The sequence below is a fragment of the Mycobacterium sp. genome (assembly GCF_052145595.1).
In the GTDB taxonomy this organism is placed as follows: Bacteria; Actinomycetota; Actinomycetes; order Mycobacteriales; family Mycobacteriaceae; genus Mycobacterium.
Map to the genome: position 1 here is coordinate 1 of NZ_JBKQOI010000346.1, position 22,674 is coordinate 22,674.

General features: G+C 67.0%; 21 protein-coding genes. 7 read left to right on the plus strand and 14 right to left on the minus strand.

From position 1 onward, the window contains the following. The 3 genes from ACLP4W_RS28580 to ACLP4W_RS28590 form a co-directional block, all read left to right on the plus strand. On the plus strand, positions 1-549 hold a 549-nt coding region (locus tag ACLP4W_RS28580), incomplete at its 5' end, for an MBL fold metallo-hydrolase (RefSeq protein WP_442390712.1). A 109-nt stretch (positions 550-658) separates the two neighbouring features. Beyond that, complete coding sequence (locus ACLP4W_RS28585) at positions 659-1,492, plus strand: hypothetical protein (protein ID WP_442390714.1); 834 nt, start codon at positions 659-661, stop codon at positions 1,490-1,492. Positions 1,493-1,505: 13 nt separating this feature from the next. Then, positions 1,506-2,201 (plus strand): crotonase/enoyl-CoA hydratase family protein, encoded by a 696-nt coding sequence (locus tag ACLP4W_RS28590; protein ID WP_442390716.1) that lies wholly within the window; start codon positions 1,506-1,508, stop codon positions 2,199-2,201. A gap of 165 nt (positions 2,202-2,366) precedes the next feature. Here ACLP4W_RS28590 and ACLP4W_RS28595 read toward each other — a convergent pair whose 3' ends face one another. Genes ACLP4W_RS28595 through ACLP4W_RS28625 form a run of 7 tightly spaced genes read right to left on the minus strand, consistent with a single transcriptional unit; the run spans position 2,367 to position 6,996 of the window. Further along, positions 2,367-3,308: an alpha/beta fold hydrolase gene (locus ACLP4W_RS28595; RefSeq protein ID WP_442390718.1), complete on the minus strand. Its 942-nt coding sequence runs from the start codon at positions 3,306-3,308 to the stop codon at positions 2,367-2,369. 9 nt (positions 3,309-3,317) lie between these two features. Next, complete coding sequence (gene cynS, locus ACLP4W_RS28600; RefSeq protein ID WP_442390720.1) at positions 3,318-3,773, minus strand: cyanase; 456 nt, start codon at positions 3,771-3,773, stop codon at positions 3,318-3,320. A gap of 32 nt (positions 3,774-3,805) precedes the next feature. Beyond that, a complete protein-coding gene (locus tag ACLP4W_RS28605; protein WP_442390722.1) occupies positions 3,806-4,555 on the minus strand; it encodes a class I SAM-dependent methyltransferase in 750 nt (249 codons plus the stop codon). Positions 4,556-4,565: 10 nt separating this feature from the next. Further along, positions 4,566-5,000: an SRPBCC family protein gene (locus ACLP4W_RS28610; protein ID WP_442390724.1), complete on the minus strand. Its 435-nt coding sequence runs from the start codon at positions 4,998-5,000 to the stop codon at positions 4,566-4,568. Further along, a complete protein-coding gene (locus tag ACLP4W_RS28615) occupies positions 5,000-5,833 on the minus strand; it encodes a lysophospholipid acyltransferase family protein (RefSeq protein ID WP_442390725.1) in 834 nt (277 codons plus the stop codon). The genes ACLP4W_RS28610 and ACLP4W_RS28615 overlap by 1 nt, the downstream gene beginning before the upstream one ends. 3 nt (positions 5,834-5,836) lie before the next feature. Beyond that, a complete protein-coding gene (locus tag ACLP4W_RS28620) occupies positions 5,837-6,352 on the minus strand; it encodes a nitroreductase family protein (RefSeq protein WP_442390727.1) in 516 nt (171 codons plus the stop codon). Positions 6,353-6,369: 17 nt separating this feature from the next. Next, positions 6,370-6,996, minus strand: a complete 627-nt coding sequence (locus tag ACLP4W_RS28625; RefSeq protein WP_442390729.1) for an HD domain-containing protein — start codon at positions 6,994-6,996, stop codon at positions 6,370-6,372. Between the two features lie 111 nt (positions 6,997-7,107). Between ACLP4W_RS28625 and recC the strand changes: the two genes are divergently transcribed. From recC to recD, 3 genes are read left to right on the plus strand one after another with little or no spacing between them, the layout of a single operon-like run. Then, positions 7,108-10,407: an exodeoxyribonuclease V subunit gamma gene (recC, locus tag ACLP4W_RS28630; protein ID WP_442390731.1), complete on the plus strand. Its 3,300-nt coding sequence runs from the start codon at positions 7,108-7,110 to the stop codon at positions 10,405-10,407. 8 nt (positions 10,408-10,415) lie between these two features. Continuing rightward, positions 10,416-13,688: an exodeoxyribonuclease V subunit beta gene (recB, locus tag ACLP4W_RS28635; protein WP_442390775.1), complete on the plus strand. Its 3,273-nt coding sequence runs from the start codon at positions 10,416-10,418 to the stop codon at positions 13,686-13,688. Positions 13,689-13,726: 38 nt separating this feature from the next. Beyond that, positions 13,727-15,460, plus strand: a complete 1,734-nt coding sequence (recD, locus tag ACLP4W_RS28640) for an exodeoxyribonuclease V subunit alpha (protein ID WP_442390777.1) — start codon at positions 13,727-13,729, stop codon at positions 15,458-15,460. Between the two features lie 18 nt (positions 15,461-15,478). Here recD and ACLP4W_RS28645 read toward each other — a convergent pair whose 3' ends face one another. The 3 genes from ACLP4W_RS28645 to ACLP4W_RS28655 are packed head-to-tail and all read right to left on the minus strand — an operon-like array spanning position 15,479 to position 16,607. After that, positions 15,479-15,832 carry a VOC family protein gene (locus ACLP4W_RS28645; protein ID WP_442390733.1) on the minus strand — a complete coding sequence of 118 codons (354 nt, stop codon included), beginning with the start codon at positions 15,830-15,832 and terminating at the stop codon, positions 15,479-15,481. 15 nt (positions 15,833-15,847) lie between these two features. Further along, entirely contained in the window at positions 15,848-16,282 is a 435-nt protein-coding gene (locus ACLP4W_RS28650; protein WP_442390735.1) for a helix-turn-helix domain-containing protein, read from the minus strand. Next, complete coding sequence (locus ACLP4W_RS28655) at positions 16,275-16,607, minus strand: type II toxin-antitoxin system RelE/ParE family toxin (protein ID WP_442390737.1); 333 nt, start codon at positions 16,605-16,607, stop codon at positions 16,275-16,277. The genes ACLP4W_RS28650 and ACLP4W_RS28655 overlap by 8 nt, the downstream gene beginning before the upstream one ends. Before the next feature lie 80 nt (positions 16,608-16,687). Between ACLP4W_RS28655 and ACLP4W_RS28660 the strand changes: the two genes are divergently transcribed. Beyond that, a complete protein-coding gene (locus ACLP4W_RS28660) occupies positions 16,688-17,812 on the plus strand; it encodes an HNH endonuclease (protein WP_442390739.1) in 1,125 nt (374 codons plus the stop codon). A 71-nt stretch (positions 17,813-17,883) separates the two neighbouring features. Here ACLP4W_RS28660 and ACLP4W_RS28665 read toward each other — a convergent pair whose 3' ends face one another. The 4 genes from ACLP4W_RS28665 to ACLP4W_RS28680 form a co-directional block, all read right to left on the minus strand. Further along, positions 17,884-18,831, minus strand: a complete 948-nt coding sequence (locus ACLP4W_RS28665; RefSeq protein ID WP_442390741.1) for a class I SAM-dependent methyltransferase — start codon at positions 18,829-18,831, stop codon at positions 17,884-17,886. A gap of 2 nt (positions 18,832-18,833) precedes the next feature. Further along, positions 18,834-19,784: a class I SAM-dependent methyltransferase gene (locus ACLP4W_RS28670; RefSeq protein ID WP_442390743.1), complete on the minus strand. Its 951-nt coding sequence runs from the start codon at positions 19,782-19,784 to the stop codon at positions 18,834-18,836. 130 nt (positions 19,785-19,914) lie between these two features. Further along, on the minus strand, positions 19,915-21,465 hold the full coding sequence (locus tag ACLP4W_RS28675) for an MCE family protein (protein WP_442390745.1): 1,551 nt from the start codon (positions 21,463-21,465) through the stop codon (positions 19,915-19,917). 3 nt (positions 21,466-21,468) lie between these two features. Continuing rightward, positions 21,469-22,611, minus strand: a complete 1,143-nt coding sequence (locus tag ACLP4W_RS28680; protein WP_442390779.1) for a virulence factor Mce family protein — start codon at positions 22,609-22,611, stop codon at positions 21,469-21,471. Between the last annotated feature and the right edge of the window lie 63 nt (positions 22,612-22,674).

Below are 22,674 nucleotides of genomic sequence, written 5' to 3' on the forward strand. Positions count from 1 at the left end.
GACACGCTCGAGGCCGACGGCATGCGCCTGTCCGGGGTGCTGGTGACCCATCATCACCCCGATCACGTGGGCGGGTCGATGATGGGCTTCGAGCTGAAGGGCCTGGCCGAGCTGCTGGACAGGGCGCCTGTGCCGGTACACGTGAATACCCATGAGGCGCTTTGGGTTTCGCGAGTTACCGGGATAAGCCTGGGCGACCTCACCACCCATGAGAGCCACGACAAGGTCAGCATCGGCGACGTCGAAATCGAGCTGCTGCACACCCCGGGTCACACGCCGGGCAGCCAGTGCTTTCTGCTGGACGGCCGCCTGGTCGCCGGGGACACGTTGTTCCTCGACGGCTGCGGGCGCACCGACTTTCCGGGTGGCGACTCCGACGCGATGTATCGCAGCCTGCGGCAACTCGCGGCCCTCCCGGGTGACCCGACCGTGTTTCCGGGGCATTGGTATTCGGCTGAGCCGAGCGCATCGCTTTCAGAGGTCAAGCGTTACAACTACGTGTATCGAGCTGCCAACCTCGATCAGTGGCGAATGTTGATGGGCGGCTGAAACGACACGGCGCGCGACCGTTGTTTTGTAACAAGCCGGGTGACCGCCCGACCGGACCAGCGAAATTTCGGGTCGATGGTCACTGTGATATAAGCGTGAGGTGGATTCCATGGGGTGGATCCAGAGCGGCTGGCACGGGGTCACCAATGTGGGGTCCAGCACCTGGATAGCGTGGGCGGCGTGGGCGGCGATTGCACTCGCGATCGCCACGCTGGTCTTCACCAACCACCAGATCAAGCTCAACCGTCGGTTGGCCGCCGAGCAGACCCGGCCCCACGTCGCGATGTTCATGGAGCCGCATCCCGCCGACTGGCACGTGATCGAGCTCGTGGTCCGGAATTTCGGCCAAACCGCGGCCTACGACATCCGGTTTTCATTTCCGCATCCGCCGACGGTGGCCGAATACGAAAATGCCGCCGGTGGCTACGCCGACGTCGTCGATCTGCAGCTGCCCAGCGAGTTGCCGGTGCTGGCGCCCGGCCAGGAATGGCGCATGGTGTGGGATTCGGCGCTCGACCGCGCCGAAATCGGGACTGGCATCGAGTCTCGCTTTACCGGGGCGGTGATCTACTACGACCGCCCCGACAAGCCGCGCGGGTGGCGGTTCTGGCAGCCCGAGCGCTCTGCGCTGGAGACCAAGGTGGTGCTGGACTGGGATGCCCTGCCGCCGGTTCAGCGCATCGAGTTGATGACGACCCACGACCTGGCCAAGCGGGAAAAACAGAAGCTGGAGCTGCTGCGCGGCCTGCTCACCTACTTCCACTACGCGAGCAAGGAAACGCGTCCCGACGTGTTCCGCAGCGAGATCGAACGAATCAACGGCGCCGTGCAGGAAACCCAGGACAGGTGGCGCACCCGGCAGCTCGAGCAGCCCACCGATGTCAGCGTGCGCTGGGGTAACGCCCAAGACGAGCTGGGCAAACACCACAGCGAGCACGTCTGACGAGGAGCAACCCATGAGCGGCCCGGTCCTCTACAGCCACAAGGATTCCATCGCGGTCATCAGGATGGACGACGGCAAAGTCAACGCGCTGGGCCCGACCATGCAGCAGGCCCTCAACGAGGCGATCGACCAGGCCGACGGCGACAACGTCGGGGCGCTGGTGATCACCGGCAACGAGCGGGTCTTCAGCGGCGGGTTCGACCTCAAGATCCTGACCTCTGGTGAGGTGCAGCCCGCCATCGACATGCTCAGGGGCGGCTTCGAGCTGGCGCATCGACTCTTGTCCTACCCCAGGCCGGTGGTGATGGCCTGCACCGGGCATGCCATCGCGATGGGCGCGTTCCTGCTGTCATCCGGCGACCACCGGGTGGCCGCCCACGCATACAACATCCAGGCCAACGAAGTCGCGATCGGCATGATCATCCCCTACGCCGCCCTGGAGATCATGAAACTGCGGCTGACGCGGTCGGCATATCAGCAAGCCACCGGGCTGGCCAAGACGTTCTTCGGAGAAACCGCCCTGGCGGCTGGCTTTCTCGACGAGATCGTGTTGCCCGAGATGGTGGTCAAGCGGGCCGAGGAGGCCGCGCGGGAATTCGCCGGTCTGCACCAGCACGCCCACGCCGCGACCAAGTTGCGTGCCCGTGCCGACGCGCTGAAGGCCATCCGCGCGGGAATCGACGGGATAGCAGCCGAGTTTGGGCTCTGACGCAGGCCCGAACCGGCTCTGATAGCCGGAACATGATAACGCGGTGGCCGGCTAAAGGCCTGGCCACCGCGTTCTCATCGCCTCCTCGTCGCAAGTGTGACACGTACGCCACGAGCCGTCAGTTCACTCGATGAATCACTGGAGAAGCCATCGACAGCAGGCGGCTCAGAGCAACTGGCGAACGTAGCCGAGGACCTCGTCAGCGGCGGCGAAACCACCGAGGTGGCTCTCTTTCGGCCGCAGGATGAGCTCCGCGTCGGGCAGGTGCGCCGCCGCCGCCTGCGCGGCATCGAGGGGCACGATGGGGTCGGCGTCCCCGTGCCACCACCGCACCGGCGCCTTCACGTCGGCCAACCGAAACCCCCAATCGCGCCCGAACAGCCGGATGTCATCGACGAAGGCCCAAAAGCGCCCCCCGGAGAGGATCACGAGGTCGTCGAGAAACATCGGTTCCATCTCGGGATCGGCGAAGACCCGCCGGTCACCCTCTTTGGTGGTGGCGGCATACGCCAGGTAGGCGTAGTGGCCGAAGGGCAGGATCGGCAGCACCAGTCCGGACACCAGCGTGGACAACGGCCAGCGCAGACGCGACAGTAGCGGGGCAAAGCGGCGGGACAGGTCGATGACCCCCTTAGCCTTAGCGCAGGATTCGGGGCCGACCGTCGGGACCACACCACCCAGCACGCCCACCGCGGCGACCCGGCCGGCGAGCGGCGGCACCGCGCCGCAGGCGAGCGCGTATGGGCCACCGCCGGAGAGCCCGATGACGGCCAGCCGTTCGGCACCGAGCGAATCGGCCACACAGGCCATGTCGGTGGCCCACTCGGCCACCGACTCGTACCGGTGCGGGTCGGACAGGTGCGTCCCTGGCCGCTCCACCGCGATGACCCGAAGGCCGAGGTTGTCGGCGGCGCGCCGGCCCAGCATGGGGAACTGGCGGCGGCCGCCGGGGGTCCCATGGAACCACAACACCACCGCGCCGGAAGGATCGCCGTATTCGGCGAAGCCGAGCCGGCGACCGTTGGGCAAGTAGAAGCGTCCTTCGGCGCGCGGCTTTGGGGCGCGGGCCACCCGGAACGGGTGCCGCATGGGATTGCTCGGTCTCATCGTGACGCGTCAGTCATCAGCCGAAACCCATTGGTATGGAAGGAATTTACCATCGAATGTCACAAGGACGCGGTCGCCGGAGGGGTGTGACTTTTTCTGCATGTCGACGCTGAAGTTGATCGCGCTCATAATGCCGTCACCGAACTGCTCGTGGATCAGTTCCTTGATGGCGCCACCGTACACCTGAAGAGCTTCGTAAAAGCGGTAAATGGTCGGGTCGGTGGGCACGGCGGTGGGCAGGCCGCCGCGCATGGGCGGTGCCGCCAGCACGGGCACCGCCGACTCGTCGAGGCCGAGCATCCCGACCAGGACCCTGCCAAGCTCGGGGGCTATCGGGTGCTGCCCGAGCAACGCCGACGTGGTCCACAGCACCGGCCTGCCGATCGCGTCGGCCAGCTGTTGCCAGCTCAGTCCCTTGGCCAGCCGCGCGACGACGATCTGCTCGGTGATCTCGTTTCTGTTCATGGCCTTAGCATGCACGCCGGATTTACGCGGGTTCACCCCGGCTTTAGGGCGGTGACCAGGCGCGTGGAAAACCAGGGACCGCCGTACCACATGCGCCATCCTGCGTTGCGGCGCTTCACGTTTCGCCAGCCCAGTTTGCGCAGGTGGGCCGCATGCTGACGGGTTTCCCACAGGTCCGCGATGGCGAGCCGGCCGCCCGGCCGCAGCACGCGAACCGCTTCGTCCAACGCCTGCCGCCGGCCGGCGCGGGTCGGGATGTTGTGGATGGCCAGGCTGCTGACGATGACGTCGACGCTGTCGTCGGCCAACGGCAGGGCGGTCATGACGGCGGTGCGCACCTCCACGCGATCGGCGACGTTTTCCAATGCCGCATTGGCAAGTGTGGCCTGCTGCGAGTTGTCGGTCTGGTCGGCGCGCCATAGATCGACGCCGATCGCATGACCCCGCGGCAACCGCTTCGCCGCGGCGAGCAACACCGCACCGCGGCCACACCCGAGGTCGAGCAGCGTTTCGTCGCCACCCAGTCGCAGGTCGTCGAGGATCCGGTTCCAGACTTCGAACTTGCCGGCCCGCGTCGCGTAAATGTAGAGGGCAGCGCTCGCCGCGATCCCGACGGCCGATGTTCCCGACAGCGCCGCCGTTATCCGCTTGCCACGTGCGCAGGCGATCCCGGCCCACGCCGCCAGGGTCACGGTCTGGACGCCGATACCTATCGCCTGCCCGCGCGCCGAGAGGGTGTGGAATGACCCGTCGATTCCGTAGTCGCCGCGACGATCACTCACGGCCACGAGTTTACGACTCGACAAGGCGGCAAAGGTTTTTCAGGCTCTCGGCGACCGAGCGGCCGACCCAGAAGGCCGCAACACGGTCGGCGATCAGGCCGAGCAGCCCGCCCTCTGAGCTGTAGGCAAGCCGGAAGGTCACCGCGGTTCGACCGGGCCCGGCGTCGCGCAACCGGAATCGGCCGCGGTGGGTCACCCCGGTGATGTTGATCCAAGCCAGATCGCGCGCCTCGTCGAACTCGACCACCTCGGCGACGCCCCCCACGGGGATCGAGCCGATCTTCCATAACACGGTGTAGCGGGCGCCCACCCGGGCCGGGCCTTCGGTCAGCGTCTCCCAGCGCTCGAGGTGAGGCAGGAAAGACGGGTAACGTTTCGGGTCGCTGAGCACCCGCCACACGGTGTCGCGATCCGCATCGACGACGATCCGGCGTTCGACGCGCATCAGCCGATCACCGGGAATCGACGCTCGGCGGCGAGCCGGTCGACGCCGGCCTGCAAGCTGGCGATTACTTCGTCGTACACCGCCTGGTCGTCGTCGTGCACCGTGATCGGCTCCTGCACCTCGATCACAATCTTGGCGGGCAGCGGGATATGCCCCAACAGGTCACTGACGTTCAGCCCCCACGGCAGCGCCAGCGAGATGGGCACACTCTTGAGCCGGACCATTTTGTCGAGCAGCAGCAGTTTGGCCAGCCACTGGGCGCGTCCGAGGAACAGGGCCGTCTCCTGACCGCCGACGCTGGCCACCGGCACGATCGGCACACCGGTCTCGCGGGCGAGCCGCACGAAGCCCTTGCGGCCGCCGAAGTCGACGACGTGCCGCTGCCACGACGGGCGGAAAACCTCGTAGTCCCCGCCCGGATATACCAACACGGCGGCACCGGATTCCAGTGCCAGCCGGGCATTTTCGGGGCTTGCGGCCACGGTGCCGAACTTGCGCAGCCAGCGCAGCGGCGGGTACAGGGTGACCAGGTTGTGCGCGAGTTGATAGAACGGGCGCTCCACCCCGAAATACGAGCAGAACGCCAACGTGAAGACGAACGTGTCGGGCGGTACGTTGCCGCCGCTGTGGTTGCCGACCAGCAGCACCGGTCCTTGCGGTGGTATCCGGTCAAGCCCGCGGACGTCGGCCCGGAAATACAGCGACGCCAGCAGCCACGTGCCCGGCAGCTGGTCGCGGATGAAGTCCGGGTCACGCTGGTCCAGGTCCGCCTTGGGCACCCGGTCCATGATCTGCTTACGTGCCCATCCGATGGCATCCGCGACGCCCGCCATGGATCACCACCGGCCGCGGTGGACGACCTCGGAGAATGGCCGCCGATCGGGCTTGCGGATCGGGGTGAGCGGACGATCGGCGGGATATCCGATGCCGAGCATGAAGGCCACCAGGCGGTCGTCGGGAACACCGAGGATGGCGCGCGCCTTGCCCTGATCGCCCACCGACGAATGGCCGGTACCGATCCCGAGGTCGGTGGCCGCGATCATCATCGCCATCGTGGCCTGACCGACGTCGTAGTTGTCGGTGACCAGCCTGCGATCGTCCGGCGGTACCGGCACAACGATCGCGATCGCGGCGGCAGCCGAGGCGATGTGGCCGGCGCCCCGCCAGACCGTCGAGAGTTCCTTCAGCTGAGTCTGGTCGGTGACGATGACAAAGTCCCACGGCTGACGGTTTTTCGCCGAAGGTGCCCGCCAGCCGGCCTCGGCGATGCGGTTCAGGTCGTCATCCGACACCGGCTCTGGCTTGTACTGCCGCACATTGCGCCGCGCACGGATCGCGTCCCAGGCTTCCATCTCGTCCCTCCCTGTTGCTAGGCGCCTTGGCGGTTGATCGCTTGCTCGAGCGCGTCGATGACGTCGCGAAGCTCGCCGACCATCCAACTGTCGGTGCGCTGACTGAAGACCCTCAGCAGCGACCGGTAATACCAAAGGTGGTCCTGGGGGTCCTTGGCGTTGAAACGCTGCCAGACGTTGTTTCCTTCCGCGCGGAAGTCACGCAGGGTCGAGCGCGCATTGTCGAGCTTATCGGCCAGCGAGACCAGGATGGCGTCGTCCGACGCCTCGGACAGGTGGCCGATGTAGCGTTCCTTGCGCTCGCGCCAAGGCGGCTTTGGGGTATCTAACGTGTCGCTGCATTCCTCGACGATCGACGCCACATCAGCGCCGAACTTCTGGCCGATCTCGGCCAGCGTCGGGCGGCCGCCCTGGTCCTCGGCGGCGTCGTGCAACAACGCGGCGATGGCCTGTGTCTCGGTGCCGTCGGCCTCGATGACCAACCCGGCCACCGAAAGCAGGTGCCCAACGTATGGGACTTCGCTGGCTTTGCGTTTCTGCTCCCCGTGTTTCTCCGCCGCGTACACCAGGGCTTGGACGAACTTGGGGCCGAAATTGGGGCCCAACTTGGGCGTGCGGCCCGGGGACCCCACCTGGTCAGTCACGCTGCCACCTCCCGGTCGACGGGCCGCTCGGTCAACTGTGGCACGGCGATACAGCACTGAAGTCCATAACCGCCCACTCCTGTCGGTGTCCCGGTCTATCGTTGCACCGCGATGGCGCTTCATCTGCACCGTGCCGAGCGCACCGACCTACTTGCCGACGGACTCGGCGCCCTGCTGGCCGACCCGCTGTCCGACCCGTTCGCCGAGGAACTGGTGCTGGTGCCGGCGCGCGGCGTGGAACGCTGGCTGAGCCAGCGGCTTTCGCACGTCTTGGGCCGCAGGCCCGGAAATTCGAGCGGCGACGGGGTGTGCGCCGCGGTGGCGTTCCGAAGTCCGCGGTCGCTGATCTCTGAGATTTCTGCGATCACCGGCACCGTTGACGACGACCCGTGGTCGCCGGACGCCCTGGCCTGGCCGCTGCTCGAGGTGATCGACCGCAGCCTCGGCGAGCCCTGGTGCCACACGCTGGCAACGCATTTGGGCCACTTCGCGCGGACCGACATGGAGGCCGAGCTTCGCCGCGGGCGCCGCTACTCGGTGGCGCGCCGGCTGGCCGGCTTGTTCGCCTCCTATGCCAGGCAGCGTCCGCAGCTGCTGGTCGACTGGCTGGACGGCAACGCGCAAGGCCTCGACGCCGACCTGGCCTGGCAGCCGGAGCTCTGGCGGGCGCTGGTTGCCACCGTCCCCGCCGATCCCCCGCAGGTCCGCCACGAAAACACGGTGGCCCGGCTGCGCGAAGGGCCGGCCGACCTGCCGGCGCGGCTGTCATTGTTCGGGCACACCCGGCTGGCGCGCACCGAGGTTGAGCTGCTCGACGCGCTGGCCGTCCACCACGAACTGCATCTGTGGCTGCCGCATCCCAGCGACGACCTGTGGCAGGCGCTCGCCGGGATGACCGGTCCGGTGCCGCGCGCCGTGGACGCCAGCCAGCAGGCGGCCAAGCATCCGCTGCTGGAAACGCTGGGCCGCGACCTGCGCGAGCTGCAACGCTTACTGCCGGTGAGCCGCGCTACCGACGAATTCCTCGGTGGCGCAAGCCAAGCCGACACGCTGCTGGGCTGGCTCCAGTCGGACATCGCCGCCAACCGGCTCCAGCAGCGCGGCCGGACGCTGGCCGCGACCGACCGATCCGTGCAGGTGCACAGTTGTCACGGCGCCGCCCGGCAGATCGACGTGCTGCGCGAGGTGCTGTTGGGGCTGCTGGAGGACGACCCGACGCTGGAGCCCCGCGACATCGTGGTGATGTGCCCGGACATCGAGACCTACGCGCCGTTGATCGTCGCAGGCTTTGGACTGGGCGAGACGGCGGGCGAAAGCCATCCGGCGCACCGCTTGAGGGTCCGCCTCGCCGACCGGGCGCTCAACCAGACCAACCCGCTGCTGGCGGTGGCCGCCGAGCTGCTCGCGACCGCCGGGACCCGCGCCACCGCCAGTCAGGTGCTCAACCTGGCCCAGGCCGCGCCGGTGCGGGCCCGCTTCGGGTTCAGCGACGACGACCTCGACGAGATCACCGACTGGGTGCGTGAGTCAAACATCCGCTGGGGCTTCGACCAGCAGTACCGCCAGCCTTACGGGCTGGACCACATCGTCCACAACACCTGGCACTTCGGGCTGGACCGCATCCTCACCGGCGTCGCGATGTCTGACGACTCGCAGGCCTGGCTGGGCACCGCGCTGCCGCTCGATGACGTCGGCAGCGACAAGGTGGAGCTGGCCGGCCGGCTGGCCGAATTCGTCGAGCGGCTGCATCGCATCATCCAACGGCTCAGTGGCACAATGGCTTTGACGGACTGGCTGGACGCGCTGACCGAGGGCATCGGCATGCTCACCCGCTCCGATGACGCCTGGCCGGATGCACAACTGCAACGCGAGTTCGCCGACGTTCTGGCGCAAGCGGGTTCGCGCGCGTCGACGCAATTGCGGCTACCCGACATACGCGCGTTGTTGTCGGCACACCTGTCGGGGCGCCCCACCCGGGCCAACTTCCGCACCGGCACGCTGACCGTGTGCACGATGGTGCCGATGCGCTCGGTGCCGCACCGGGTGGTGTGCCTGGTCGGACTCGACGACAAGGTGTTCCCCCGGCCCAACGTCGCGGACGGCGACGACGTGCTGGCACGTGAACCGATGACCGGTGAGCGTGACATCCGCTCCGAGGACCGGCAATTGCTGCTCGACGCCGTGTGCGCGGCCGCCGAGATGCTGGTGATCACCTACACCGGCAACGACGAGCACACCGGTCACCCGCATCCGCCGGCGGTGCCGCTGGCTGAGCTGCTCGACTCGCTCGACCAGACCACGGAAACGCCGGTGCGGGAACGCATCCTGATCAAGCACCCGTTGCAGCCGTTCGACGTCAAGAACGTGCAACCCGGAAAGCTGGTGCCCGGCACGCCATTCACGTTCGACCCCACGGCGCTGGCCGCCGCCGAGGCGGCCGCCGGAAACCGCTGCGCGCCAAAATCGTTCATCACGGGCCCATTGCCCGCGTCGCCCGCCGACGACGTCGCGCTCGCCGACCTGCTCGACTTTTTCAAAGATCCGGTCAAGGGGTTCTTCCGCGCGCTCGACTGCACGCTGCCATGGGACGTCGACGGAGTCGAGGACGCGATGCCCGTCGAGATCGACGCACTGGAAGAGTGGGCGGTCGGCGACCGGATGCTGCACGACATGCTGCGCGGTATGCACCCGGACACCGCCGCCCACGCCGAATGGCGTCGCGGAACCCTGCCGCCCGGGCGACTCGGGGTGCGCAAGGCGAAGGAGATCCGGGACCGAGCACGCGATCTGGCGCTGGCCGCGCTGCAATACAGGGCGGTTGACGGCGACGCGCACGACGTCGACGTGGACCTCGGAGGCGGGCGCCGGCTCACCGGGACCGTCACACCGGTGTTCGGCGACCGCACCGTGTCGGTGACCTACTCCAGGCTGGCGCCCACGCATGTGCTGGCGTCTTGGATCGCACTGGTCGCGCTCGCCGTTCAAAATCCCGGCCATGATTGGACGGCGCTGTGCATCGGGCGCGGCAAGAGCAAGAACCGCATAGCGGCACGGTTATTCGCACCGGCACCGGACCCGGTGGCCGTATTGCGGGACCTGGTCGCGCTGTACGACGCGGGGAGACGCGAGCCGCTGCCGTTGCCGCTGAAAACGTCGTGCGCGTGGGCGGAGGCGCGCCGCGACGGCGACGACCCGCATGAGGCTGCGCGAGCGAAGTGGGGGACCAACAGGTTTCACACCGGGGAGAACGACGAGCGTGCCCACGAGCGGGTTTGGGGTAAGCGCTCCGCGTTGGACAGCATGCTCGGCCCGCCGCGCCCGGGCGAGGAGATGCCCGGGGAGGACACGCGGTTGGGCGCGCTCGCCGCTCGGCTGTGGCTGCCGGTGCTGGCCGCCGAAGGGAGCCTCTGATGGATCCGTTGGATCGCTTCAACCTGCTGGGCCGGCTGCCCGAAAAGGGCTCCATCACCGTGCTGGAGGCCAGCGCCGGCACCGGCAAGACGTATGCGCTCGCGGGTCTGGTCACCCGCTACCTCGCCGAGACCGAGACGACACTCGACGAGATGCTGCTGATCACCTTCAACCGGGCGGCCAGCCGCGAGCTTCGCGAACGGGTGCGCGACCAGATCGCCGAGGCGGTCTCTGTACTCGAGGGTCGGGCGCCGGCCAGCAGCGACTTGCTCGGGCACCTGGCGCGCGCCGGCGACGGCGAACGCGCGGCCAGACGAGCGCGGCTGAAGGACGCGCTGGCAAACTTCGATGCGGCCACCATCGCCACCACGCACGAGTTCTGCGGATCGGTACTGAAATCCCTTGGCGTAGCTGGTGATACCGCCGCCGGTGTCAAGTTGGAGGAGGACCTCGACGCCCTGGTCACGGAGATCGTCGACGACCTGTACCTCGCTGACTTCGGCGGTCAGGAACATGATCCGGTGCTGAGCTACGCACAGGCGCTCGAACTGGCCCGCAAGGTCGTGGCCGACCCGTGCGCCGAGCTGCGCCCAGTCGATCCCGATCCGGACAGCGAAGCCGGTGTCCGGTTGCGCTTCGCCGACGAGGTGCTCGCACAACTCGAGCACCGCAAGCGCCGGCTGGGCATCCTCAGCTACGACGATCTGCTCACCCGGTTGGCGAAAGCACTTGAGCAAGAGGACTCCTCGGCCCGCGACCGGATGCGGCGACGCTGGCGAATCGTGCTGGTCGACGAATTCCAAGACACCGACCCCATCCAGTGGCGGGTGCTGGAGCGCGCGTTCAGCGGCCAGTCGACCCTGATCCTGATCGGTGATCCGAAGCAGGCGATCTATGGTTTCCGCGGCGGAGACATACATACCTACCTGAGGGCGGCCCGCACCGCCGACACCCGATACACGCTGGGCGTCAACTGGCGCGGCGACAAAGTGCTCGTCGACAGCCTGCAGACCGTGCTGCGCGGCGCTACCCTGGGCCACCCCGACATCGTCGTGCGCGACGTCGATGCGCACCACGACGGGCACCGGCTGGCCGGCGCTCCGCACAACGCGCCGTTTCGGCTGCGTGTCGTCAAACGACACACCGTCGGCTACACAACCACCGACAACATTCCGATCGACACTCTGCGCCAACACATTCCCGCTGATTTGGCCGCCGACATCGCGGCATTGCTGGCCAAAGGGGCCACGTACGAGGGCCGTCGGCTCGGGGCCGGGGACATCGCGGTGATCGTCGAACAACACAGGGATGCTCGCGCTTGCCGAGACGCGTTGGCCGCCGCCGGCGTTGCCGCCATCTACACCGGCGACACCGACGTCTTCGACTCGCCGGCCGCCAAGGACTGGCTTTGCCTGCTGGAGGCATTCGACGCGCCTCAGCGCAGCGGTCTGGTCCGCGCCGCCGCGTGCACGATGTTCTTCGGTGAGACCGCGGAAACCCTTGCCGCCGAGGGTGATGCGCTGACTGACCGGGTGGCCGGCACGCTGCGGGAATGGGTCAACCACGCGCGCCTGCGCGGCGTGGCAGCGGTGTTCGAGGCGGCCCAGCTGGGTGGCATGGGCCGGCGCGTCCTCGGCCAGCGCGGCGGCGAGCGGGACATGACCGACCTGGCGCACATCGCGCAGCTGCTGCACGAGACCGCGCATCGGGAGCGACTCGGCCTGCCGGCGCTGCGTGACTGGCTCCGGCATCAGTGCGATGCCCACACCGGTGTGAGCGAACACAATCGCCGCCTGGACAGCGATGCCGCGGCGGTGCAGATCATGACCGTGTTCGTGGCCAAGGGTCTGCAGTTTCCGATCGTGTACTTGCCGTTCGCCTTCAACCGCAACATCCGCAGCGATGACATCCTGCTCTATCACGACGACACCGAAACCCGTTGCCTGCACATCGGCGGCAAGGCCAGCCCTGATCGTCGCCGCGTCGAGGAGCTGCACCGCACCGAAATGGCCCGCGACAATGTCCGGCTGACCTATGTCGCGCTCACACGGGCGCAGTCGCAGGTGGTGGCGTGGTGGGCGCCATCGTGGGATGAGCCCAACGGCGGACTGTCGCGGTTGTTGCGTGGCCGCGGCATGGATGAGGCCGAGTTGCCGGATCGGTGCGAACCGGGCATCACCGACGAGGACGCGTGGGCGATGTTCAAGCGGTGGGAGGCCGCGGGCGGGCCGTCAGTGGCGGAATCGGTGATCGCCGCCCCCGTCGCGGTGAAAAAGCCTCCGCCGGTCGGCGATTTGGAGGTGCGGCACTTTCACCGCGCGATTGACACCTCCTGGCGGCGGACCTCGTATTCGGCGCTGGTGCGCGGCGCCGAAGCGGTCCGTGTGGCCAGCGAACCGGAGCTAGGCGTGCGCGACGACGAGGTGGAGGCGGTCGTGGTCACCGCGCCGGCGTCCGGTCACGACGTCCGCTCCCCGCTGGCGGCCATGCCCGCCGGCGCGACATTCGGCTCCCTGGTGCACGCGGTAATGGAGACCGCCGACCCCGGTGCTCCCGACTTGCCCGGCGAGCTCGAGCGGCAGGTGCGGCGCCACTGCACGTGGTGGCCTGTCGACGTCGACGCCGCCGAGCTGGCCCCCGCGTTGGTGCCGATGCACGACACCCCGCTGGGCCCGTTGACGGACGGCTTGACGCTGCGGCAGATCGCGGTGCGGGACCGGCTGCGCGAGTTGGATTTCGAGATCCCGTTGGCCGGGGGCGATCTGCGCGGTGCCACCCCGCGCGTCTCGGTGTCCGACGTCGGCGAGCTGCTGCGCTCGCATCTACCCGCCGACGATCCGCTGGCGTCGTACGCCGACCGGCTCATGGCCGCGGATCTGGGTGGTCAGTCGCTTCGGGGATATCTGGCCGGATCGATCGACGTCGTGCTACGACTCCCCGGACAGCGTTATCTGATAGCCGACTACAAGACCAACCAGCTGGGTGACAGCGCCGCCGATTACAGTTTTGCGCGCCTGACCGAGGCCATGTTGCATTCCGACTACCCGCTGCAAGCGCTGTTGTATACCGTTGTGCTGCACCGCTTTCTTCGGTGGCGGGTTTCTGGCTACGACCCGGCGCGACACTTGGGCGGGGTGCTGTATCTCTTCGTTCGGGGCATGTGCGGTGTCGACACGCCGGTATACGACGGGCATCCGGCCGGCGTGTTCAGCTGGAACCCGCCCGCGACCCTGGTGGCGGAGCTGTCGGATCTCCTCGATGAGGGGAGGCGGGTGGCGTGACGGGAACGGATGTCGAGGTCGCCATCGCCGCCACCGGCATGCTGAAGGCTTTCAACGAGGCCGGTGTGCTGGATGTCTCGGATGTCCTTGTGGCGAATCGGATTTGCGCGCTGGGCAAGGAACCCGACGAGCAGGTGGCGCTGGCGGTAGCGCTGGCGGTGCGCGCGCTGCGGGGCGGCTCGGTGTGTGTGGATCTGTCGACGGTGGCAGCGTCGGTGGGCGCCGACGACCTGCCGTGGCCCGAGGGCGTGGGGTGGCTGGCGGCGGTGCGGGCGAGCCCGTTGCTCGTCGAGCCGCCCGTGCTGCATCTCTACGACGACCGGCTGCTCTACCTCGACCGGTATTGGCTCGAAGAGACGCAGGTGTGCGACGACTTGCTGTCTTTGCTGGCGTTCAGGCCGGCAGTCGAGTTGCCCGCTTGCGAGCGACTGTTCCCGGCCGGGTATGAGGAACAGCGCGAGGCGGCCGAAATCGCGCTGGCGCAAGCGGTCACGGTGCTCACGGGCGGGCCCGGTACCGGAAAGACGACGACGGTCGCGCGGCTGCTGGCGCTGGTGGCCGAGCAGGCGGACCTGTCGGGGGTGGCGCGGCCGCGGATCGCGCTGGCCGCGCCGACCGGCAAGGCGGCCGCCCGGCTGCAAGAGGCGGTCTCCCATGAGGTGGCCAAGCTTGCCGCCGTCGACCGGGAGCGGCTCGGCGAGCTGCACGCGGTGACGCTGCATCGGTTGCTCGGCGCCAAGCCGGGCACCTCGACGCGGTTTCGGCACGATCGCGCAAACCGGTTGCCGCACGACGTGATTGTGGTCGACGAGACGTCGATGTTATCGCTGACGCTGATGGCGCGACTGGTTGAGGCGGTGCGTCCGGGCGCCAGACTGGTGCTGGTCGGCGACGCCGACCAGCTGGCGTCGGTGGAGGCGGGTGCGGTGCTGGCGGACCTTGTCGACGGACTGTCGACGCGGAACGACGTGCGGGTGGCGGCACTGCAGACCTCGCACCGGTTCGGAGAGTCGATCGGCGCGCTGGCCGACGCAATCCGGGTTGGCGATGCGGCTGAGGCGCTGGCGCTGCTGCGGTCGGGCGATGAGCACATCGAGTACCTCGAGTTCGGTGAAGACGACGACCCGACGCAGCAGTTGCGTTCGATCCTCGTGCCGCATGCGTTGCGCCTGCGAAAGGCTGCCGTGCTGGGCGCCGTCGACATCGCGCTGTCGGTGGCCGACGAGCACCGGTTGCTGTGTGCGCATCGACGGGGGCCTTTCGGCGTGGCCCACTGGAACGGGCAGGTGCAGAAGTGGATTGCCGAGGAAACCGGCCAGCCGGCGTGGTCGGAGTGGTATGCGGGACGGCCGCTGCTGGTGACGGCGAACGACTACGGACTGCGAATCTACAACGGCGACACCGGTGTAACCGTGGCCGCCCCGGAAGGTCTGCGGGCCGTCATCGCCGGCGCGACCGGGCCGCTGACCTTCGCAACCAGCCGCCTCGGCGACGTCGAGACGATGCACGCCATGACGATCCACAAAAGTCAGGGCAGCCAAGCCGAAGAGGTGACAGTGCTGTTGCCGCCGGAGGATTCGCGATTGCTCACCCGAGAGTTGTTCTATACAGCGGTGACACGTGCGCAGACCAAGGTGCGGATAGTGGGTTCCGAGGCCGCAGTGGGGGCGGCGATCGGGCGCCGGGCGGTGCGGGCGAGCGGGCTACGCCAGCGGCTGCAGGCGACGGCACCTACTGCTGGAATACGGCCACCCCGAACCGCGCATCGCTAGCGGGTCCGAGCCCGCCTGTCAGCGAGCCAACGGCTTATAGAAGACCAAGCCGTTGCCTTTGTTGTCGTAGACCACGGCGCGGCGTTCGTGTGCGTCGTCGTACGGCTCTTTCACGATGGCGCCACCACTGGCCTCGACGGCTTTCGCCGCGGCGTCCACATCGGCCGTCTTGATACCGACGACAACCCGCCCGGGTATGGGATGGTCCACCCCAGTTGCCAGCGCGAGGGTGATCGGGCCGCCATCGAGAGCAGCAAAGTGGGCTCCGTCGCGAAACTTGAGCGGCATCCCGAGGATCTCGCTGTAAAACCGAATCGACTCATCCAGGTCGTCGGTCGACAAGATGATCATTTTTGCTTCGTGATCGCTCAAGGGTGCCTCCTGTGGCTACTTCGATTCCAGACTAGGCCGGGACTTGCCGACCGCTGCACCGGGCCGCTGAGACTGCTCACGGTGGTCCTGGTCAACGCGTGCTGAGCGCTTTGGGCTTGCTCGACGTGGCCTGGCCGAACGGTCTACGGGCACACTTTTGACCTTCTTCGCCGCCCGCGCCGGTGGATGTTCGATCGGTCGGACATCGAATGTCAGGCCGACCGGTGCGAGCATGTTGACCAGCGCGTCAAGGCTGAACTTGGTGATCTTTCCGTTCAGGAGATCCGAAACTCGGGGCTGGGTCACGTGAAGACGCCCAGCGGCTTCGGTCTGCGTCCAACCTTCTTCCCGGATTCGCTGCTCGATCGCGATCATGAGCAGGCCGCGCGCGGTGAGATTGGCTGCCTCCTCCGGGGTCTCAGCGAGGTCGTAGAACACGCTGCTAGCCATCTTTTGCCTCTCGATAGCGTTTCCGGGCGAGGTCGATATCCGTCTCCGGTGTCCCCTGCGACTTCTTCGTGAAGACATGAAGGACACAAATCGTGTCGTGGAACTTCGCGACGTACATAAGCCGCGCAATGCCGTCGGCGTCCTGCACTCGTATCTCGTACGCACCGGGACCCACGGCGCTCAACGGTTTGCAGTTGTTGGGCATCAGCCCCATCTGTACTCGAAGCAGCTGCTGGCCGAACTCATACCGGATGGCCGGACGTTGGTCGCGGATGTCGCCGCGGGTTGTGCCAAGCCATCTGATGGGCTTCAGACCGATGCCCATGTTATATCAGAACCAATATACGCGCCAAGCCGAGATTCCCGAACGAAATTGCCCACACCACCCCCATTCCCCTCGCAATAATGTGGTGGTGCAGTTCTACTCCGCCGGGCCGACATCCCGGGACAGCCGTGGACGATGACGCGGCCGACCCGCTACGGCTCGGGCAGCGCGTGGTGGCGATCCTCGAGACGGGCCTGCGCACGGCCACCTACAAGCTCGCCACGTTGATGGCGTTGATCGACCACTGCATCGAGAACTTGCCGGAGCAGCCCGCGGATGTGCTGCGGGTGCCGATTTCTGACCTCGCGCACCGGGTGCTGGAGATTTATTGGCAGCAGGTGCGCCCATTCGAGGGACGAGAACTGCGCCAATCCACACAACCGCGCGCACGAATCGTGCTCGCCACCAATGCGTTACGCAAAGCCTCCGGGGTCAAGGCTACCAGTCTGTCGGTGGATATCGCCAGGCTGCGCGCGCCTGTCGCGTACCGGCGTGCCATTGATGAGATCGCGCTTTGCCTTGCACAACAGCCGTTGCACCGGCTGCAGAAACTGCCGGGCTCGTCGACGAGTGATCCATTTCTATTCGACGACTCGTTTCTGCACGACCATGTATCGCTGTCAACACTGCGCGCCCACGGCGATGCCATCGAACTCAGACCCGGTGTCGCACACGGTCTTGCCCGGCTCGCCGGACTCCTCAAGCCGGCAATGGAAATCATGTGGATCGATGACGTCCGCGCTATGAACAAGTTCCTCGACGCCAAGGTTCCCGACGTCGCAGGCCATCTGTTCGGTCGTGAGCGCACCGCCCTCGCCGCCGTCCGCGGGCCGTTGAAAGAGGCCTTCGGCCCGCACTGCTTCTACTGCGGCACACATCTGGCAATCAACAATCCAATCGATCACGTGCTGCCGTGGTCCTTGGTCGGTATCGACGGCCTGGCCAATCTGGTTCTTGCGTGCGCACGTTGCAACGGTGACAAAAGCGGCGCCTTGCCGGCTGTTGCGATCGTCGACCGGGTGCTGGACCGCGACCGAAACGTATTGGAACAGATAGCATCCGAGATCCAGTGGCCGACGCAGCACGACCGCGTCGTGGCGGCGGCGCACGGTATCTATCGTGGCCAGCCCGCCGGGGTGCCGACGTGGTCGGGATACAGGCGGACCGAGCGGTTGGACATTAGTTTTCCGCTGTCATGGACTTGAATCACGTCGAACGAGCCGAACCGACGACCGCACGGGCAGACAATCGGGTCGCGAGCGAATGCTTTCAGCCGCTAAGTCCGCGCCCGCTGCGCGGCCACGAACAAGTTCCCCGGAACTTCGTCCTCGACCTCTGCGGGTGCCTTGCGGTCGTAGCAGGCCATCAGCTCGTCGGATGCCGTCACCGTCACGTCCCAGCCGTGGCGGCGGAACCAATTGCCGACGTCTTCGCGTTCCTCGAAGTACCACAGTTCGTCGGTCCTGGGGAGGTCACGCTGCGGGTCCACTTCGGCCATCAGCACACGAATCCGATCCATCCGCGCACGACGCTTCGCGCGAAACTCCGGATCGAGAAACTTCGGTCCCAGGGCCTCCACGGCGACCCGGCTGCCGGCGGCCGTGAGTCCCTGAACACGTTCGAAAAGCAACTCCTGGGCCGCGGCCGGTAGGTACGGCATCAGCCCCTCCGCCGACCAGGCGCTGGCTGCGGACGGGTCAAAACCAGCCTCCCGCAATGCGGTTGGCCAGTCCTGACGCAAATCCACCGGGACGGCGACCCTGTTGCAGGCGGGCTCGGCTCCGTGCGCGGCCAACGTCGATGATTTGAACTCCAGAACCCGGGGCTGGTCGAGCTCAAAGACGGTCGTGCCGTCTGGCCAAGGCAGCCGCCAGGACCGCGCGTCCAGGCCCGCCGCCAGAATCACCACCTGGCGGATGCCGGCGGCAGTCGCGTCGAGGAAGAACTGGTCGAAAAACGCCGTCCGGGAAGCCATGTAGCCGACCATCGCCTTCATCTGCAGCGGCAATTCGGGTTCGACTTCGACGAGCTCGGCGGGCAGCTGCGGAGCGGAGTGCCAGCTCCAGACTCCGTCGCCGACCGCGTCGAGGAAAACCTGTGCGAACGGATCACTGATCAAAGGATTCTCACTTCGGGTTTCCGCCGCGCGCGCCGCGGCCACACCCAGCGCCGTCGCCCCCACGCTCTCGGTGATCTCCCAGCTGTCGTTATCCGTCCTGGCCACGTTCAGTCCCTCCCCTTTCGCTCGGCGGCCACGAACAGGGTCTGCGGCGCGCCGTCTTCGACGTCCTGCGGGGGCCTGCGGTCGTAGCGGGCCATCAGCTCCACCGCCTCCGTCACCGTGACGTCCCAGCCGTGGCGACCTAACCAGTCGCCGACGTCTTCGCGCTCCTCGAAGTACCAGAGGTCTTGGACGTCGGGGATGTCGCGTTGCGGCTCCAGTTTGGCCATCAGGTCACGCACCCGCTGCATGCTCTCGCGCCGCTTTGCGATGGCGGCCTGGTCGAGGAAGTCGGGGCCGGGCGCCTCCACGGCGATCCGGCTGCCGACGGCGCCCAGTGCCTGAACACGCTCGAACAGCAGCTCGTGCGCGGCCGCGGGCAAGAACGGCAACAGCCCCTCGGCCGACCAGGCGCTCGGCGCCGAGGTGTCAAAACCGGCCTGCTGCAACGCCGCCGGCCAGTCGTGGCGCAGGTCGACCGGAACATGCACCAGGTTGCACGTCGGCTCGGCGCCGGTTTCGCGCAACGTCGAGGACTTGAATTCCAGCACCCGGGGCTGGTCGAGTTCGTAAACCGTCGTGCCATCGGGCCAGGGCAGCCGCCACGCGCGCGAGTCCAAACCCGCCGCCAAGATCACCACCTGGTGCACGCCCGCGCGGGTCGCATCGAGGAAGAACTGATCGAAAAACGACGTCCGCGCTGCCATGTAGTCGACCATTCCCTGCATCCGCGGCTTCAAGTCGGGTTCGGCCTCGGCGATCTCGGCGGGCAGGTCGGGGGCCGCGAACCAGTTCCACATGCCGTCTCCGGCGGCGTCGAGGAAAACGCGCGCGAATGGGTCGCTGACGAGCGGGTTTTCACTGTCGGTTTCCGCCGCACGGGCCGCCGCGACGCCCAGTGCCGTCGCACCCACACTCTCCGTGATCTCCCAGGTGTCGTTGTCGGTTCTGGCCACGCTCATCTCCTCCAATTCGCTAGCACGACTACCTAGTCGACCCTACGCGCGCTGCGTGTGAACAAGCTGTCCGTCAGGTTCATGCCTGCTGGCCTGCAGGTATCCGGCGAACCTTTCCGGGCAGACAGATTCAGCCGGGCGGTGCCAGCATCTCCTTCCAACCCTCGTCCCCAACGTTGCGCGAATTGTCAACGGAATAGACCACACCGTCGGGCCCTACAACTTTGCCGCTCTGCACGTCGTACAGTGCGGTGGGATTCGCGTTCGGGGTGTAGGTGCACGGGTTGGGCTGCTGCCCGTTGCACCGGACGGTGCCCGACCCGGGTCGCTGCAGCGGGTCACTGATCGGCGGTGGTGTGCCTGGCAGCCGATCGGCGGGCAGTGGGTTGAGGCCATTGTTGACCGACGGCGCCGGGATCACCTGGCCTGGCTTCACCGGCTGGTCACAACGCGCGCTCGGCGCGGGGCAGGTGACGATCTGATTCGGGTCTCCGTACCAGGGGTTGGTACCCAGCGGCACATAGGGCTCGTTGCTGCGGCACTCCCTCGGGGTCGCCGCCCGCTTGCCGGGCACGTCCACGCACGGGTAATTGCGGGCGCCGCGCACGACGTTCGTTGCGTCCATAGGGATCTTGCAGTAGGTGCCAGCCGGTAGCGGCGCGATGCTGGTGTCACTCGGTGCTCGCCACTCCGATGCCGACAGGAAGCCGGTCAGGCACGGCGGTGGTTGGTTGAGGGCCGCAGCGCCGATGCCGAGTGCCGCGTGGCCGGGAACTGCCGAGGTAACTGACTGGGCGATGGCACCTCCCTGCGGCAAGAACACCAACGCCTGCTCGACGCCGTCGTGGTAGCGCTTGAGCATCTCAATCACGACCTCGAGATTGGCCAGCGTCTGCGGCAGCGACTCCCGCACGTCGGCGAACGTGGCGTTGACCTGATCGGCGGTCGGCGCCGCGTTGGCCAGAATGCTTCGCACCGTTTGATCCTGCTGCGCCGTCTGCGCGGCCAGCGCGTTGAGGTTGGCGGCCCAGCGCCCGATCGCGTTACCGGAATTGACCTGGCTGTCAATGATGGGCGCCGAACGCGCGATGATGTCGTCGATGTCGTCGATGCTGCCCCGAAAGTCGCGGGCGATCGCCTGGGTCGCGTCGACCAGGCGCTGCAGGGATGGTCCCAGCCCGCCCACGGCCTGTGACGTCTCGTAAAGCACTGACGCGACCTTGTCTTTGGGCAGCACTGCCAATCCACGGTTGGCGGCATCAAGCGCCGGGCCGATCTGGCTGGGCACCGTGCTCTTGGTGATGGTCTGCCCATTCCGCAGGTACGGACCGCGGTTGACGGTCGATACCAGGTCAAGGTATTGCTCGCCGACCGCAGAGACCGAGTGCACGTTGGCCGACGCGTCGGCAGGGATCTGGTAGTGGTTGTCGATGCTCATTGTTGCCCGCGCGCCCCGCTCGGTCGGTTCGACGTCGGTGACCTTGCCTATGGTGATGCCCCGGTATGTGACGTTGGCTGTTCGATACAGGCCCCCGGACTGAGGCAATTCGGCATACAGCGTGTATCGACCGACGCCGACAAGGCTGGGTATCCGCAGGTAGTACCAACCCAGCACCACCACCGCCGCCACCGCCACCGCCGTCAACACCACCAGCTGGGTTTTGATCATGCGAGGCAACATCTTTCACTCACCCCTCTCCACCAGCGGTCCCCCCGGGACGTCATTCGGGTTCGACGTATAGCGGACATCCGGGAGCATGGTGCTCGGATCCCGTCCCCACGACTGCTCCAGCGCCCGCAACGATCCGGACAACCCCGTTCCGCTCAGCAGCGCGTTATCCAAGGTGCTGAGCGTAAGGTCAAACGCCCCGGACACGTTGACGTAGTCACCGCGGATCACTTTCGACACGTTGTCGATGTTGAATGGTGCTGTGAGGCCCAAGTTCAGCGCGCCGACCACATACGGCGATGCCAGTTCGAATTGCTTGAACGGTCGCTGCAACGACTCCAGGTTCTGGTAAAGGTTGGGCCGGGTACCCGACAGCGCCCGGTTGGCGACGTCGCTGAAACGCCCCAGGGATTCAATGGCGTTGGCGAACAGATCGCGCGTGTCGGCGAAATGCTCGATCAGCGGCGGGATGTCGGTGAGCACCCGATCCAGCGTGTCGTTGCGGTTCGCGACGATGGTCAGGAGTTGGTTGGTCGAATCGATTGCGCGGGTGAGGTCGTCGCGCTGGCGGTTCAGCTCGGCGGTGAATGTGTCCAGCCGCTTGAGGAATTCGCGGATCTGGTCGACGTGGCCGTCAAGGATGTTGATGATCTCGGTTTGAATCGCGTCAAGGTTCGGGATGCCGCCGCCATTGAGGATTATCGCGACGCTGGCCAACGTCCGTTCGACGGTGGGGTAGGCCGAGGAGTTCATCAGGCCGATGGTGTCGCCGCTCTTCAACGGCTGCGGTGACGGGTTTGGCGGCGCGGCCAGCTCGACGTGTTGCGTGCCCAGCAGGCTGGTCTGGCCGATCTTCGCGGTCGCGTTTGCCGGGAGCTTCACGGTCGGATCGAGGTCCAGCGTCAGGGTCGCGATCCAGTCCCTCAACCTGATGTCACGCACCGTGCCGACCCATACGTCGGCGACCCTTACCCGGCTGTTGGTGTTCAAGGCCAGCGTGTCGGGCATCTGCACATAGATCGTCATGTGGTTGGAACCCGTGCCACGGCCAACCGGCAGCGGCATGTTGGCGATACCGCGCCAGGTGCACGACGTCAACACCACAGGGGCCAATAAAAAGGCCAGTAACACCAGTCCGCGGCGACTGGCGCCGACGATCAGGCGCTGCACTGGCCATCGGTTCGGCTCGCCGTTCGCGCTCACCGCGCTCACACCGCGCCT

Bases quoted from the DNA above. Each gene is read 5' to 3' on its own strand.
- recC (WP_442390731.1), top strand. From the start codon at position 7,108: ATGGCGCTTCATCTGCACCGTGCCGAGCGCACCGACCTACTTGCCGAC.
- ACLP4W_RS28620 (WP_442390727.1), bottom strand. From the start codon at position 6,352: ATGGAAGCCTGGGACGCGATCCGTGCGCGGCGCAATGTGCGGCAGTAC.
- ACLP4W_RS28585 (WP_442390714.1), top strand. From the start codon at position 659: ATGGGGTGGATCCAGAGCGGCTGGCACGGGGTCACCAATGTGGGGTCC.
- ACLP4W_RS28610 (WP_442390724.1), bottom strand. From the start codon at position 5,000: ATGCGCGTCGAACGCCGGATCGTCGTCGATGCGGATCGCGACACCGTG.
- ACLP4W_RS28615 (WP_442390725.1), bottom strand. From the start codon at position 5,833: ATGGCGGGCGTCGCGGATGCCATCGGATGGGCACGTAAGCAGATCATG.
- ACLP4W_RS28655 (WP_442390737.1), bottom strand. From the start codon at position 16,607: ATGGGCATCGGTCTGAAGCCCATCAGATGGCTTGGCACAACCCGCGGC.
- ACLP4W_RS28650 (WP_442390735.1), bottom strand. From the start codon at position 16,282: ATGGCTAGCAGCGTGTTCTACGACCTCGCTGAGACCCCGGAGGAGGCA.
- ACLP4W_RS28675 (WP_442390745.1), bottom strand. From the start codon at position 21,465: ATGTTGCCTCGCATGATCAAAACCCAGCTGGTGGTGTTGACGGCGGTG.
- ACLP4W_RS28660 (WP_442390739.1), top strand. From the start codon at position 16,688: ATGTGGTGGTGCAGTTCTACTCCGCCGGGCCGACATCCCGGGACAGCC.
- recD (WP_442390777.1), top strand. From the start codon at position 13,727: ATGCTGAAGGCTTTCAACGAGGCCGGTGTGCTGGATGTCTCGGATGTC.
- cynS (WP_442390720.1), bottom strand. From the start codon at position 3,773: ATGAACAGAAACGAGATCACCGAGCAGATCGTCGTCGCGCGGCTGGCC.
- ACLP4W_RS28590 (WP_442390716.1), top strand. From the start codon at position 1,506: ATGAGCGGCCCGGTCCTCTACAGCCACAAGGATTCCATCGCGGTCATC.
- ACLP4W_RS28595 (WP_442390718.1), bottom strand. From the start codon at position 3,308: ATGAGACCGAGCAATCCCATGCGGCACCCGTTCCGGGTGGCCCGCGCC.